The sequence below is a fragment of the Pseudomonas sp. Marseille-P9899 genome, from assembly GCF_903166565.1.
GTDB classification, from domain to species: Bacteria; Pseudomonadota; Gammaproteobacteria; order Pseudomonadales; family Pseudomonadaceae; genus Aquipseudomonas; species Aquipseudomonas huaxiensis.
On record NZ_CAESCG010000005.1, the window covers coordinates 317,769 to 332,529 of the forward strand.

Consider the following 14,761-nt stretch of genomic DNA (forward strand, 5'->3'; position numbering starts at 1 on the left):
AAGCAAAGAGTGCATCGATGCAATATCAGATCAGCCATGCCGACCTCTCCCTGGTTCTCGCTCTGGTCCGCGGACGCTCCCTGGCCAAGGCGGCAGAACTGCTCAAGGTCGACGTTTCCACGGTGTTCCGCTCGATCCGGCGGATGGAGGCCGCGCTCGGCACCGCGTTGTTCGTTAAAAGCCGCAAGGGCTACATCCCCACCGGCACCGCCCAGGCCCTGGCCGAACAGGCCGAACGTGCCGAGCAGGCGCTGGACGCCGCACGCGTGGCGCTGGCCCATGGCGAACAGGTGGTCAGCGGCACCGTGCGCCTGACCTGCACCGACGCGGTATTGCACAGCCTGCTGCTGCCGGCGCTGGCCGAGTTCATGCCGGCTTACCCGGCGCTGTCACTGGAGCTGGCGACCTCCAACACTTTCGCCAACCTCAGCCGCCGCGATGCCGACCTGGCCTTGCGCCTGACCAACTCGCCGCCCGAGCACCTTGTAGGACGCTGCCTGGGTTCGGCTTCTTATGTCGTGTGCGGCCGCGAGGAATTTCGCAGCCGCTTGACCGAAGCGCCCGCCAGCGTGCCATGGATCTCGCCGGACGATTCCATGCAGGACCATCCCACGGTGGTCTGGCGCAGCGAAAAGCTGCCCGGTGTGATGCCGCGCTACCGCTGCAGCGGCATTTCGTCCATCGCCCAGTTGGTCAGCGCCGGCCTCGGTGTGGCCGCGCTGCCGGACTATATGGCGCACACTCTGCCGGGGGTCGAGCAACTGAGCGACGCGCTGCCCGGTTGCGATACCCAATTGTGGCTGCTGACCCGCCCGGATTGCCGGGCATTGCGCTCGGTCCAGGCACTGTTCGACGAACTGACCCCGCGTTTGCGCAATGCGTTGATCTGACAGGTCGCGCAAGACAGTTGTAATAGACGCTTACAAGTAGGTATCGTCGGCATATCCGGGGCTCGAACCGAAATCAGCGCTTCCCTAACGGCTGGTGATTTTTTAAACTATCGAGTCCGCTCGCCCATTTGGGCAGAACACCGCATTCGCTATTTGAGGAACACCATGGCCCGCGTAACCGTTGAAGATTGTCTAGACCACGTGGATAACCGCTTTGAGCTGGTCATGCTGTCCACCAAGCGTGCCCGCCAACTGGCCACCGGCGGCAAAGAGCCGAAAGTGGCGTGGGAAAACGACAAGCCTACCGTCGTTGCCCTGCGCGAAATCGCCGAAGGCTTCATTACCAATGAGTTCCTCGCCGCAGAAGATATCGTCACTGAAGACCCGGTCTTCACTGCGTTCGACGAAGAGGCCAACGAGGCCGTCTAAGTCTATGCCTGGTCGACGTTGTGCGGCGCGGGTCCCTTATCCTCGGCAGGAGGTCGTATCTTGCCGAGCATAGATGCCCTCGCCGATCGTCTGTCGACCTACCTCGGGCCCGACCAGGTCAATCTGGTCCGCCGAGCCTATTTCTACGCTGAACAAGCCCACGACGGCCAACGCCGCCGCAGCGGCGAGGCGTACGTCACGCATCCGCTGGCCGTCGCCAGCATCCTCGCCGACATGCACATGGACCATCAGAGCCTGATGGCGGCCATGCTGCACGACGTGATCGAAGACACCGGCATCGCCAAGGAAGCCCTCAGTTCACAGTTCGGCGAAACCGTCGCGGAACTGGTCGATGGCGTCAGCAAGCTGACCCAGATGAACTTCGAGACCAAGGCCGAGGCCCAGGCGGAAAACTTCCAGAAGATGGCCATGGCCATGGCCCGGGATATCCGGGTGATTCTGGTCAAGCTGGCCGACCGTCTGCACAACATGCGCACCCTTGAAGTGCTGTCCGGCGAAAAACGCCGGCGCATCGCCAAGGAAACCCTGGAAATCTACGCCCCCATCGCCAACCGCCTCGGCATGCACAGCGTGCGTATCGAATTCGAGGACCTGGGTTTCAAGGCGATGTACCCGATGCGCTCGGCGCGCATCTACCAGGCCGTCAAACGTGCGCGCGGCAACCGCAAGGAAATCGTCAACAAAATCGAAGAGTCGCTCAGCCACGCCCTGGCGGTGGACGGCATGGAAGGCGAAGTCAGCGGTCGGCAAAAGCACATCTATGGCATCTACAAGAAGATGCGCGGCAAGCGTCGCGCCTTCAACGAGATCATGGATGTCTACGCGTTCCGCATCATCGTCGACAAGGTCGATACCTGCTACCGCGTGCTCGGCGCTGTGCACAATCTGTACAAGCCGCTGCCCGGCCGCTTCAAGGACTACATCGCGATCCCCAAGGCCAACGGCTACCAGTCGCTGCATACCACGCTGTTCGGCATGCACGGGGTACCCATCGAAATCCAGATCCGCACCCGCGAGATGGAAGAGATGGCCAACAACGGCATCGCGGCCCATTGGCTGTACAAGTCCAGCGACGACGAACAGCCCAAGGGCACCCACGCCCGCGCACGGCAGTGGGTCAAAGGCGTGCTGGAAATGCAGCAACGCGCCGGCAACTCCCTCGAATTCATCGAGAGCGTGAAGATCGACCTGTTCCCGGACGAGGTCTACGTCTTCACGCCCAAGGGCCGCATCATGGAGCTGCCGAAAGGCTCCACTGCGGTCGACTTCGCCTACGCGGTACACACCGACGTCGGCAACAGCTGCATCGCCTGCCGGATCAACCGCCGCCTCGCGCCGCTGTCCGAACCGCTGCAGAGCGGCTCGACGGTCGAGATCGTCAGCGCTCCGGGCGCCCGACCGAATCCAGCGTGGCTGAACTTCGTGGTCACCGGCAAGGCCCGTACGCACATCCGCCACGCCCTCAAGCTGCAGCGCCGTTCCGAGTCCATCAACCTGGGCGAACGCCTGCTGAACAAGGTGCTCAACGGCTTCGACAGCGCCCTGGACAAGATTCCGCCAGAGCGCGTGCAGGCCATGCTCGCCGAGTACCGCCTGGAGCTGATCGAAGACCTGCTCGAAGACATCGGCCTGGGCAACCGCATGGCCTACGTCGTGGCCCGCCGCCTGCTCTCCAGCGAAGGCGAGCAGTTGCCAAGCCCGGAAAGCCCGCTGGCCATCCGCGGTACCGAAGGCCTGGTGCTGAGCTACGCCAAATGCTGCACGCCGATCCCGGGCGACCCCATTGTCGGCCACCTCTCGGCCGGAAAAGGCATGGTGGTGCACCTCGAAGGCTGCCGCAATATCAGTGAAATCCGCCATAACCCGGAGAAATGCATCCAGCTTTCCTGGGCCAAGGACGTCACCGGCGAGTTCAACGTCGAACTGCGCGTCGAACTGGAGCACCAGCGCGGCCTGATCGCCCTGCTCGCCAGCAGCGTCAACGCCGCCGACGGCAACATCGAGAAAATCAGCATGGACGAGCGTGATGGCCGCATCAGCGTCGTCCAGCTTGTGGTCAGCGTGCACGACCGCGTACACCTGGCCCGTGTGATCAAGAAACTGCGCGCGCTGACGGGGGTCATCCGTATCACCCGCATGCGCGCGTAGCCCTTCCCTTGCAAGGAGTCACCATGAGCAAGACCGTCATCACCAGCGACAAGGCCCCAGCCGCGATCGGCACCTACTCCCAGGCGATCAAGGCCGGCAATACCGTCTACATGTCTGGCCAGATCCCGCTCGATCCGAAAACCATGGAACTGGTTGAAGGCTTCGAAGCCCAGACCGTCCAGGTGTTCGAAAACCTCAAGGCCGTGGCCGAGGCTGCTGGCGGCTCCTTCAAGGACATCGTCAAGCTGAACATCTTCCTGACCGACCTGAGCCACTTCGCCAAGGTCAACGAAGTCATGGGCCGCTACTTCGAGCAACCGTACCCGGCTCGCGCGGCCATTGGCGTTGCCGCCCTGCCACGCGGCTCGCAGGTCGAGATGGACGCGATCCTGGTTCTCGAGTAATACCCCGCGGCGAGCCTGAGGGTTCGCCGCTTTTCCTCCCCTGAAGGACCCCGTAATGCGCAACGCGCTTGCCCTTTCGCTGCTTGCCGCACTGCTCGGCGGCTGCGCGAGCCACAAACCCGAAGACTACAACGGTGTCTGGATCAACCAGAACGCCATCGATGCTGCGTCCAAAGGCACTGGCCTGCGCTACGCACTCGAGCGCCACGGGCCGAACTTCGAATGGAAGGTCAACGTCGCCGCCGGACAAGCCAGCTACAGCAACGGCTTCGAGCTGGTGGAAGGCCGCCTGAAGGCCATCGATGAAGACCACTGGCAAGTAGAACTCGACGGCGATCAGGTGGAAAACCTCGAACTGGATGGCAAGGAACTGGTGCAGGCCACCAGCGACTGGGCCCCGGAACAGCGTTTCCAGCGCAGCAGCGACACGATAAACCCCGATATTCCCCCAGGCGCCGCCTTCGAGCAGGCCCTGTATGGCGCCTACCTGAAAGGCAACTGGAAAATTCTCGAAGGCCCGGGCCAGGGCGGCACCGTGCGCTTTCGCGACAACGGTGCCCTCGACGGCCTGCCCAATCTGGACCGCTACGCCCTTTGCCTGGCGGGCGATTGCGCCAGCATGACCGGCAAATTCGACAGCCTGTGGCTTGAGCGCAACCAGCAAGGCAATCCGTGGATCTTCAAGCGCGACGGCAAGCAGATGGAAATCTTCCAGTCCATCAACGACTCCCAGCCTGACGAAATGCCATCGCTGCGCCCCGGCGCTCGCCGCTGGCTGCTGGAACAGAAATAACGGACGGGCGCGTCAGCCGCGCCCTTCAAGAATCGCCGCATAGCCTTCGCGATAACTCGCAAATGCGGGCGTCCAGCCCAGGGCCCGAGCCCGGGCGTTGCTGCAGCGCTTGCTGCCGGTGCGGCGCACGCGCTGCTCCTCGGACCACTCGGTAACCCCCATGTACTCGCGCAACCAGGCCACCACCTCGGCCAGCGGCGCGGGCGCATCGTCCACACCGATGTAGCAATTCTCCAGCGCCCGCCCGTCCCTATCCGCCTGCAGCAGGAACGCCAGCAGGCCGGCGGCATCCTCGGCATGGATGCGGTTGCCGTACAGCGGCGGTTCCTCGGTGACCCGATACCCTTGGCGCACCTGGCTGAGCAGCCATTCGCGGCCCGGCCCGTAGATCCCGGTCAGGCGCACCACGCTGGCGGGCACGCCGCTCTGCAACGCCAGGCGCTCCGCCTCCAGCATCACCCGCCCGGAATACTCGCGTGGCGCGGTTTCGGCGGTTTCATCAATCCACTCGCCGCCCTGCTGGGCGAAAACACTGCTGCTGGAAACGAACAGCAGCCGACGCGGCTTCTGCCCTCGCTCGGCCAGCCAGCCCAACACGTTGCGCAGCCCTTCGACATACGCCGAGCGATAGCCCGGTTCGTCATGCTGGCTAGCGGCCACGCTGTAGACCAGATAATCAGGCGCCACCACCGGCCAATCGGCCGGACATTGACCTTGTTCGAGATCGGCTTTGATGCCCGTGACCCCCTCCGGCAAAGCGCCAGTATTCCTGCGCAAGCCGCTGACCGCCCAGCCAGAAGCCAGCAATTGCCTGGCCAGGCGACCACCCACATCGCCACAGCCGACGATCAGAACTGAAGGTAAAGACATGCCAAAACTCCCATAACCAAAGACCGAACTATTTCGCCAAAATCGATAGGCGGCTAGCCATCGCTGTAAAAAAAGCTACTTTATTACTTCTGCTAACAAGAATTACTTGCAATAATGGCCGCCCCTTTTTTCTGTTCTCGGCCTGTTTCGAGGCCTTGAAGACCATTCACGCATCCTCTTCATCAGGTCCGGCCAGCATGACACGCATCCAACCTTCCGCTTCGCCAACCACGTCGCGCGCCTTGCGCGCCATCGCAGCGCTGATGCTCAGCCTGACGCTGGCACCTGCCGCGATGGCAGAAGAACCCGCCGCAGCCACCGCCACTCCAGCAGCAGCGGTCGCACCTGCGACGCCAGCCGCTGAAGGCACCGCTGCCGCACACGGCGCAGAGCACGCAGCCGCTACTCCGGTAGACCCGGCCGCCGCGCCAGTCGAAGCGTCGGTGGAAGGTCCCCTGAATGCCGACGGCGAACCGCTCGCAGACGACCCAACCCTGGGCCTGGGCCACGACCTGTCGCCATGGGGCATGTACCAGAACGCTGACGTCATCGTCAAAACCGTCATGATCGGCCTGGCCATCGCCTCGATCATCACCTGGACCATCTGGATCGCCAAAGGCTTCGAGTTGCTGGGGGCCAAGCGCCGCCTGCGTCGCGAAATCGGCCTGCTGAAGAAGTCGGTCAGCCTCAAGGACGCCAGCGACAATACCAACGTCCCCGGCACCCTGTCACACACGCTGGTCCATGACGCGCTGGAAGAAATGCACCTGTCGGCCAACGCCCGCGAGAAAGAAGGCATCAAGGAACGCGTCAGCTTCCGCCTTGAACGCCTGGTTGCCGCCAGCGGCCGCAACATGAGCAGCGGCACCGGCGTGCTGGCTACCATCGGTTCCACCGCACCGTTCGTCGGTCTGTTCGGTACCGTCTGGGGCATCATGAACAGCTTCATCGGCATCGCCAAAACCCAGACCACCAACCTTGCCGTCGTTGCCCCGGGTATCGCCGAAGCACTGCTGGCCACCGCGCTGGGTCTGGTTGCCGCGATCCCGGCGGTTGTCATCTACAACGTCTTCGCCCGCTCCATCGCCGGCTACAAGGCTCAGGTGTCCGACGCCTCCGCACAGGTACTGCTGCTGGTCAGCCGTGACCTGGACCACCAGCCTGGCGAGCGCACCGCGCAGCCGCACATGGTGAAAGTGGGGTAAGCCATGGGCCTGCATCTTAACGAGGGCGGCGACGATCTCGCCGAAAACCACGAAATCAACGTTACGCCGTTCATCGACGTAATGCTGGTTCTGCTGATCATCTTCATGGTGGCAGCGCCGCTGGCGACGGTCGACATCAAGGTCGACCTCCCGGCCTCGACCGCGAAACCCGCGCCGAGGCCGGAAAAGCCTGTGTTCCTGAGCGTCAAGGCTGACCAGAAGCTTTACATCGGTGAAGACCTGGTCCAGCAGCCCGATCAACTCGGGCCGATGCTGGATGCCAAGACCAAGGGTGACAAGGAAACCACGATCTTCTTCCAGGCCGACAAGGGCGTGGACTACGGCGATCTGATGGAAGTCATGAACACATTGCGCGCCGCCGGCTACCTCAAGGTCGGTCTGGTCGGGCTTGAGACGGCAGCCAAGAAATGATCGAGACCCGGTACAAGCTGGGGCGTTACGGCGGTAGCCTGTTATTCGTACTGGCAGTGCATGCCATTGCAATCGTGTTGGCGCTGAACTGGTCGGCACCGCAGGCCATCGAACTGCCACCCGCAGCAATGATGATCGAAATGGCTCCGATGCCTGAGCCGGCGCCGCCACCACCGCCCAAGGTCGTGACGCCGCCGCAGCCGCCCGCACCGGTAGAAGAACCGCCGTTGCCGAAGCTGGTTGAAGCACCGAAGCCGAAAATTGCTATTCCGAAACCTGCCAAACCCAAGGCCAAGCCCCAGCCGCCAAAGCCGGAGCAAAAGCCTGATCCGCAGGAGAAACCGGTCGAGCAGGACGTCGTCGATACCCCGCCGAGCAACGCGCCGGCGCAAAAATCGGCTGCACCGGCACCGAGCATCGCCAGCAACAGCAATGCATTGCCGACCTGGCAGAGCGACCTGCTGCGTCACCTGGGCAAGTTCAAACGCTACCCGGAAGACGCGCGCCGTCGTGGCCTGCAGGGCATCAACCGCTTGCGCTTCGTGGTCGATGGCGAAGGCCGGATCCTGTCCTACTCGCTGGCCGGAGGTTCGGGCAGTGCCGCGCTGGACCGCGCGACCCTGGAGATGATCCGCAAGGCACAGCCAGTGCCGGCGCCACCCAAGGAGCTGCTCAACAACGGCAGCATCGAAGTGGTTGCACCGTTCGTCTACTCGCTGGACAAGCGCTAAGGCTGGAAAAAAGACGGCGACCCTCGGGTCGCCGTCTTCCTTTATGAAGCCTGGATCATTGTTTCTGTCGCCCCGATGCAAGTCTGATAACGTGCTTCTATCGGTTGCAGCCGCTATGCTGGGGCCGCTACTTCATGGACGCATGTTATGACCCTCACAGAATTACGCTACATCGTCACTCTCGCTCAGGAACAGCATTTCGGCCACGCCGCCGAACGCTGCCACGTCAGCCAGCCGACCTTGTCGGTGGGCGTGAAAAAGCTTGAGGACGAGTTGGGCGTACTTATTTTCGAGCGCAGCAAAAGCGCGGTGCGCCTGACTCCGGTCGGCGAAAGCATCGTCGCCCAGGCGCAGAAAGTCCTCGAACAGGCCCAAGGTATCCGCGAACTGGCCCAGGCTGGCAAGAACCAGCTGACCGCGCCGCTCAAGGTCGGAGCCATCTACACCGTCGGTCCGTACCTGTTCCCCCACCTGATTCCACAACTGCACCGGGTCGCCCCGCAGATGCCGTTGTACATCGAAGAAAACTTCACCCACGTGCTGCGCGACAAACTGCGCAACGGCGAGCTGGACGCGGTGATCATCGCCCTGCCGTTCAATGAAGCCGACGTGCTGACGCTGCCGCTCTACGACGAGCCGTTCTATGTGCTGATGCCCAGCGGCCACCCCTGGACCCAGCAGGAAACCATCGACGCCAGCCTGCTCAACGACAAGAGCCTGCTGCTGCTGGGCGAAGGTCACTGCTTCCGCGACCAGGTGCTCGAGGCCTGCCCGACCCTGGCCAAAGGCAGCGACGGCACCAAGCACACCACGGTGGAATCCAGCTCGCTGGAAACCATCCGCCACATGGTCGCCTCTGGCCTCGGCATCTCGATCCTGCCGTTGTCGGCGGTGCACAGCCATCACTACGCGCCAGGCGTGATCGAAGTTCGTCCGTTGAGCCCGCCCGTGCCATTCCGCACCGTGGCCATCGCCTGGCGGGCCAGTTTCCCGCGGCCGAAGGCCATTGAGATCCTCGCTGATTCGATCCGTCTGTGCTCGGTGGCCAAGCCACCCGCGGACCAATAGGTTTTCGCCATGACCGAGTTGTCCCAGGTGTCGGTCACCGCATTGAAAGGCGTCGGCGAAGCCATGGCCGAGAAGCTCGCCAAGGTCGGCCTGGAAAACCTCCAGGACGTGCTGTTCCACCTGCCCCTGCGCTATCAGGACCGCACCCGCGTAGTGCCCATCGGTGCGCTGCGTCCTGGCCAGGATGCGGTCATCGAAGGCGTGGTCAGCGGCGCCGACGTGGTGATGGGCAAACGCCGCAGCCTGGTCGTGCGTCTCGGTGATGGCAGCGGCGTGCTGAGCCTGCGCTTCTATCACTTCAGCAACGCCCAGAAAGACGGCCTCAAGCGTGGCACCCACCTGCGTTGCTACGGCGAGGCCCGGCCCGGCGCCTCGGGGCTGGAAATCTACCACCCCGAGTACCGCGCCCTTACCGGAGACGAGCCGGCGCCGGTGGACCAGACCCTGACACCGATTTACCCGACCACCGAAGGCCTCACTCAACAGCGCCTGCGCCAGTTGAGCCAGCAGAGCCTGGCCATGCTCGGCCCGCGCAGCCTGCCGGACTGGCTGCCCGAAGAACTGGCCCGCGACTACCAGCTCGGTCCGCTGGACCAGGCCATTCGCTACCTGCACCAGCCGCCCGCCGATGCCGATGTCGATGAGCTCGCCGAAGGCCAGCATTGGGCCCAGCATCGCCTGGCCTTCGAAGAACTGCTCACCCACCAGCTTTCACAGCAACGCCTGCGGGAAAGCCTGCGGGCCCTGCGCGCGCCGGTGCTGCCCAAGGCCAAGCGGCTGCCGGCGCAGTTCCTCGCCAACCTGGGCTTCCCGCCGACCGGCGCGCAGCAGCGGGTCGGCAACGAGATCGCTTACGACCTGAGCCAGCCCGAGCCCATGTTGCGTCTGGTGCAGGGCGATGTCGGCGCGGGCAAGACCGTGGTGGCCGCGCTCGCTGCGCTACAGGCGCTGGAAGCCGGCTACCAGGTGGCGCTGATGGCGCCCACCGAGATTCTCGCCGAACAGCACTACATCACCTTCAAGCGCTGGCTCGAACCGCTTGGCATCGAAGTCGCGTGGCTGGCCGGCAAGCTCAAGGGCAAGGCCCGCACCGCGTCGCTGGAGCAGATCGCCAGCGGCACGCCCATGGTGGTCGGCACCCACGCGCTGTTCCAGGAAGAGGTGAAGTTCCACAACCTCGCCCTGGCGATCATCGACGAACAGCACCGCTTCGGCGTCCAGCAGCGCCTGGCCCTGCGCCAGAAAGGCGTGGGCGGCCGTTTCTGTCCGCACCAGTTGATCATGACCGCGACCCCGATCCCGCGGACCCTCGCCATGAGCGCCTACGCCGACCTCGACACCTCGATCCTCGACGAGCTGCCGCCCGGGCGTACCCCGGTGAACACTGTACTGGTGGTCGACAGCCGACGCTTCGAAGTGGTCGAACGGGTGCGTGCCGCCTGCGCCGAAGGGCGCCAGGCCTACTGGGTGTGCACCCTGATCGAAGAATCCGAAGAGCTGACCTGCCAGGCCGCCGAAACCACCTTCGAGGAGCTTTCCAGCGCCTTGGGCGAACTGCACGTGGGGCTGATTCACGGGCGCATGAAGCCTGCGGAAAAGGCCGCGATCATGGCCGAGTTCAAGGAAGGCCGCCTGCAACTGCTGGTGGCGACCACCGTGATCGAGGTCGGCGTGGATGTGCCAAACGCCAGCCTGATGATCATCGAAAACCCCGAGCGCCTGGGTCTGGCGCAGTTGCACCAGTTGCGTGGCCGGGTCGGCCGCGGCAGCGCCGTGAGTCATTGCGTGCTGCTCTATCATCCGCCACTGTCGCAGATCGGCCGCGAACGCCTGGGGATCATGCGCGAAACCAACGACGGCTTCGTCATCGCCGAAAAGGACCTGGAACTGCGCGGCCCGGGCGAAATGCTCGGCACGCGCCAGACTGGCCTGCTGCAGTTCAAGGTCGCCGACCTGATGCGCGATGCCGACCTGCTGCCCGCCGTTCGCGACGCCGCCCAGGCGCTGTTGGCGCGCTGGCCCGATCACGTCAGCCCGCTGCTCGAACGCTGGCTGCGTCACGGCCAACAATATGGCCAGGTGTGACGTGATCCACGCAATTGGATCCAGCCACCCGGTCAAGCTGGGTATACTCTGCCTCTGTAAAAAATTTGGATACAGACCATGATTGAAGTTGCCCTCGATACAGCAACCCCACAGGTTCCGTCTGTTATCCGGCTGCTGCTCGACAAGCTCGGCGTCGCCTATCGCGAAGTGCCCGAACACCCGCAGTTGCCGCCCGAAGCCCGTGTTATGGCCGTCCTGCTGGACGACTCGGTCGGCGCGCTGATGGTGCTGTTCCCGCAGAGCCAGTTGCTCGACCTCAGCCGTCTCACCGAACTGACCGGGCGCAAGCTGGCCGCGGTGCCGCTGGAGCGTCTGCAACAGATGCTCGACAAGCACGGGCTGAAGATCCTGCCGGCCATTCCGGCGCTGACCAGTTCGCCGTGCCTGTACGAAGAAAGCGTGCTGCAGCCGGAGCGTCTGTTGGTGCAGTCCGGTGAAGCAGGCCTGCTGCTGGAAATCGAGCGCGATGACTTCAAGAAAATGCTCAGCAAGGCCAGCGCCGGCAAGTTCGGCGAGCTGCTGAGCCAGATCCGCCCGAACCTCGACCGACCCGCTGACGACAGCGAGGAAATCACCCAGGCCGTTCAGGTTTTCACCGCGCGTCGAATCCAGCAGCGTCTGGAAGCGACCATCGAAATCCCGCCGCTGGCCGAAACCGCGCAGAAAATCATCAAGCTGCGGGTAGACCCCAACGCCACCATCGATGACATCACCGGCGTGGTCGAAACCGACCCGGCGCTGGCCGCCCAGGTGGTCAGTTGGGCGGCCTCGCCCTACTACGCCTCACCCGGCAAGATCCGCTCGGTGGAAGACGCCATCGTCCGCGTGCTCGGCTTCGATCTGGTGATCAACCTGGCGCTGGGCCTGGCGCTGGGCAAGACCCTCAGCCTGCCGAAGGATCATCCGCAACAGACCACGCCGTACTGGCAGCAATCGATCTACACCGCTGCGGTGATCGAGGGTCTGACGCGCGCAATGCCGCGGGCTGAACGCCCGGAAGCGGGGCTGACCTATCTGGCGGGGCTGCTGCACAACTTCGGCTACCTGCTGCTGGCCCACGTGTTCCCGCCGCATTTCTCGCTGATCTGCCGACACCTGGAGGTCAACCCGCACCTGTGCCACAGCTATGTCGAGCAACACCTGCTGGGCATCAGTCGCGAGCAGATCGGCGCCTGGCTGATGCGTTTCTGGGACATGCCGGAAGAGCTGGCCACCGCCCTGCGCTTCCAGCACGACCCGCATTACGCCGGCGACTACTCGGCCTTCCCCAACCTGGTGTGCCTGTCGGTGCGCCTGCTGCGCGCTCGCGGTATCGGCTCCGGGCCAGACGAGCGTATTCCGGACGAGCTGCTGGAACGCCTGAGCATCACTCGTGAGAAGGCTGAAGACGTGGTCCACAAGGTGCTGGAAGCGGAAACCATGCTGCGCGAACTGGCCTCGCAGTTCAGCCAGCACTGAGTCCGGCTGTAGCGGCTGTCGCGAAAAAAGCCTGGCCCCTTGGGGTCAGGCTTTCTTTTTGGGCTTCAGGTACTTCATCAGGCCCTGGAACCACATCACCAGGGCCGGGTTGCCCTTGATCTGAATGGTCTTGTCCTGGATTCCCTGCATGAACGCCAGTTGCTTGTTCTTCGCCTGAAGGGTCTCGAAGCCGAACACGGCGTCCTTGAAGGCAATGGCGAAGGCCGGGGTCGGATAGGTGCCGCCGCTGCTGCTGATGCGGTTGTCTTTGACGACGAAGTGGCGGGCGACCTTGCCGTCCAGCGTCTGTAGCTGGAACACCAGATCCTTGCCCTGCAACTGCTGCTGGAAAGCCGGATTCTTGCGGCTGGCCCGGGACATCAGCAGCCCCATGGCCCAAAGGAGAAAGCGGAACTTCATGAATGCGCCTCGGCGAAAAAGTGACTGGCGCGCGCAGTTTATCCTTTTAGTGAACGATTGCTACTGGTCGCCCTGCTTTTGCTGTACCGATCACCCCAAGCAAAACGGGCATCCCTTGGGATGCCCGTTCTCACTGCATTCGATGAATCACGCTCTCAAGGATTGACGCTGTCCTTGAGGAACTTGCCTGGCTTGAACGCCACGGTATTGCTGGCCTTGATCTTTACCGGCTCGCCGGTTTGCGGGTTTTTGCCGGTGCGGGCACCGCGGTGACGCTTCTCGAACGTGCCAAAGCCTACCAGGGTCACTCCGTCCCCTTTGTGCAGGGCAACCGTGATTTGTTCGAGCACGGCATTCAGGACACGGCTGGCCTGCTCTTTGGTGAGATCGGCCTTTTCAGCGATGGCTGCGGCGAGTTCGGGTTTACGCATGGTGAAGCCCCTTTGACGGAATTTTTTGTTGTTATGCCGTGCCGCCTCAACAGGCAGCGCCTAAGGCACCGCAGGCTCTAAACTGCGGCAGACGGGAGTGAGGATGGCACGCCACCAAGGGCCGCGCCAGTCTCTGGGCGGCCATTGTGGTAGCAATGGAGGGGTAAATCCGACAGAACGTCTGTTATTTACGCCATCAGGGGCGGAAGCTGGCGATTCAGTGCCAGCTTCTCCATCACCGCAGTACCGGTAAGGGCATAGCCGAGCAGTTGGCCCGCAGCATCGTGGCAGAGCACTTTCAGGTCGGCGCCCTGCCCTTCGACTGTCCACTGCCCCTCTTGCCCGAGCGGTGGCGGCGACACCACCAGCGGGCAGACCGGGGTTTTCACCGTGATAGGCATCGGTCCATAGCTGACCGCAGTCGGGTTGCCGGCCAGCGTTTGCGACAACGCCCGGGCCCCGCCCATCAGCGGCATCACGTAGAGCAGGTTGATCCCGTCCACTTCGGCGCAATCGCCCAAGGCGTAGATATTGGCGTGGGACGTGCGCAGGTGGCGGTCAACGACCACCCCGCGATTGGTCCTCAAACCGGCTGCCGAGGCCAGGTCGGTGCGGGGTTTCAGGCCGACCGCAGAAACCACCAGATCGCAGGCGATCACGGAGCCGTCCGACAGATGCGCCTCAAGCCCGTCCGCCACCCGCTGCAAGCGGTTCAGCACCGGCCCCAGGTGGAAGCGCACACCCAGCCCTTCAAGCCCGGCCTGGACCGCTGCCGCGGTAGCCGGATGCAGCAGGGTCGGCATGACCTGCTCGCACGGCGCCACCAGCTCAACCTCGAAGCCGCCCAGGCTCATGTCATTGGCGAACTCACAGCCGATCAGGCCAGCCCCGAGGATCAACACCCGACGCTTGCCCGCCGCCGCCGCGCGGAAACGCGCGTAGTCCTCCAGGTCATTGATCGGGAACACCAGATCGGCAGCGTCGCCTTCAAGCGGTACGCGCACGGTTTCTGCGCCCCAGGCCAGCACCAGGTCACGGTAGCGCACCTGCTCTTCGCCGATCCACAGCCGCTTGTGGCCGGGATCGATGCCGCTGATGCGGGTGTGGGTGCGGATCTCGGCCTTCAACTGCTCAGCCATGGCGCCCGGCTCGGCCATGCACAGGCCGTCGGCGTCCTTGTTCTTGGCAAAACCGGTCGAGAGCATCGGCTTCGAATAGGAGCGGCCATCGTCCGCGGTAATCAGCAATAACGGCGTCTCGCCGTCGAGCTTGCGAAATTCGCGGGCGAGGTTGTAACCCGCCAGTCCGGTGCCGATTATCACGACGGGATCGGTCATGCCTTGCGTGTCCTTCAA

Annotated in this window: 15 protein-coding genes; 11 read left to right on the plus strand and 4 right to left on the minus strand. The window is 63.6% G+C overall.

The annotated features are described in order from the left end of the window. Nucleotides 1-17 precede the first annotated feature (17 nt). The 5 genes from HWV67_RS23890 to HWV67_RS23910 all read left to right on the plus strand — a co-directional run bounded on the left by HWV67_RS23890 (nt 18) and on the right by HWV67_RS23910 (nt 4,685). On the plus strand, nt 18-890 hold the full coding sequence (locus HWV67_RS23890; protein WP_175653044.1) for a LysR family transcriptional regulator: 873 nt from the start codon (nt 18-20) through the stop codon (nt 888-890). Nucleotides 891-1,055: 165 nt separating this feature from the next. Then, on the plus strand, nt 1,056-1,319 hold the full coding sequence (gene rpoZ / locus HWV67_RS23895) for a DNA-directed RNA polymerase subunit omega (RefSeq protein WP_095158950.1): 264 nt from the start codon (nt 1,056-1,058) through the stop codon (nt 1,317-1,319). A 60-nt stretch (nt 1,320-1,379) separates the two neighbouring features. After that, nucleotides 1,380-3,488: a bifunctional GTP diphosphokinase/guanosine-3',5'-bis pyrophosphate 3'-pyrophosphohydrolase gene (gene spoT / locus HWV67_RS23900; protein ID WP_110969783.1), complete on the plus strand. Its 2,109-nt coding sequence runs from the start codon at nt 1,380-1,382 to the stop codon at nt 3,486-3,488. Nucleotides 3,489-3,511: 23 nt separating this feature from the next. Beyond that, on the plus strand, nt 3,512-3,892 hold the full coding sequence (locus HWV67_RS23905) for a RidA family protein (protein WP_095158948.1): 381 nt from the start codon (nt 3,512-3,514) through the stop codon (nt 3,890-3,892). A gap of 55 nt (nt 3,893-3,947) precedes the next feature. Continuing rightward, nucleotides 3,948-4,685, plus strand: a complete 738-nt coding sequence (locus HWV67_RS23910) for a hypothetical protein (protein ID WP_095158947.1) — start codon at nt 3,948-3,950, stop codon at nt 4,683-4,685. Nucleotides 4,686-4,697: 12 nt separating this feature from the next. Here HWV67_RS23910 and HWV67_RS23915 read toward each other — a convergent pair whose 3' ends face one another. Then, nucleotides 4,698-5,555, minus strand: a complete 858-nt coding sequence (locus tag HWV67_RS23915; protein ID WP_175653045.1) for an SDR family oxidoreductase — start codon at nt 5,553-5,555, stop codon at nt 4,698-4,700. A 197-nt stretch (nt 5,556-5,752) separates the two neighbouring features. On the opposite strand from HWV67_RS23915, the gene exbB reads away from it, so the two are divergent. The 6 genes from exbB to HWV67_RS23945 all read left to right on the plus strand — a co-directional run bounded on the left by exbB (nt 5,753) and on the right by HWV67_RS23945 (nt 12,555). Next, a complete protein-coding gene (gene exbB, locus HWV67_RS23920) occupies nt 5,753-6,760 on the plus strand; it encodes a tonB-system energizer ExbB (protein WP_175653046.1) in 1,008 nt (335 codons plus the stop codon). Nucleotides 6,761-6,763: 3 nt separating this feature from the next. After that, a complete protein-coding gene (gene exbD / locus HWV67_RS23925; protein ID WP_110969787.1) occupies nt 6,764-7,192 on the plus strand; it encodes a TonB system transport protein ExbD in 429 nt (142 codons plus the stop codon). After that, nucleotides 7,189-7,923: an energy transducer TonB gene (locus HWV67_RS23930; RefSeq protein ID WP_175653047.1), complete on the plus strand. Its 735-nt coding sequence runs from the start codon at nt 7,189-7,191 to the stop codon at nt 7,921-7,923. Before exbD ends, HWV67_RS23930 begins: the two co-directional genes overlap by 4 nt. Before the next feature lie 147 nt (nt 7,924-8,070). After that, on the plus strand, nt 8,071-8,991 hold the full coding sequence (locus tag HWV67_RS23935) for a hydrogen peroxide-inducible genes activator (protein WP_175653048.1): 921 nt from the start codon (nt 8,071-8,073) through the stop codon (nt 8,989-8,991). A 9-nt stretch (nt 8,992-9,000) separates the two neighbouring features. Continuing rightward, on the plus strand, nt 9,001-11,076 hold the full coding sequence (gene recG / locus HWV67_RS23940; protein WP_175653049.1) for an ATP-dependent DNA helicase RecG: 2,076 nt from the start codon (nt 9,001-9,003) through the stop codon (nt 11,074-11,076). 78 nt (nt 11,077-11,154) lie between these two features. Beyond that, nucleotides 11,155-12,555: an aminoacyl-tRNA deacylase and HDOD domain-containing protein gene (locus HWV67_RS23945; RefSeq protein WP_175653050.1), complete on the plus strand. Its 1,401-nt coding sequence runs from the start codon at nt 11,155-11,157 to the stop codon at nt 12,553-12,555. 45 nt (nt 12,556-12,600) lie between these two features. Here the strand turns inward: HWV67_RS23945 and HWV67_RS23950 are convergent, their stop codons facing one another. From HWV67_RS23950 to HWV67_RS23960, 3 genes are all read right to left on the minus strand, one after another. After that, nucleotides 12,601-12,975, minus strand: a complete 375-nt coding sequence (locus HWV67_RS23950; protein WP_175653051.1) for an SCP2 sterol-binding domain-containing protein — start codon at nt 12,973-12,975, stop codon at nt 12,601-12,603. Nucleotides 12,976-13,130: 155 nt separating this feature from the next. Further along, nucleotides 13,131-13,406: an HU family DNA-binding protein gene (locus tag HWV67_RS23955; RefSeq protein WP_175653052.1), complete on the minus strand. Its 276-nt coding sequence runs from the start codon at nt 13,404-13,406 to the stop codon at nt 13,131-13,133. A 188-nt stretch (nt 13,407-13,594) separates the two neighbouring features. Continuing rightward, nucleotides 13,595-14,743 (minus strand): NAD(P)/FAD-dependent oxidoreductase, encoded by a 1,149-nt coding sequence (locus tag HWV67_RS23960; protein WP_175653053.1) that lies wholly within the window; start codon nt 14,741-14,743, stop codon nt 13,595-13,597. Nucleotides 14,744-14,761: the final 18 nt, after the last annotated feature.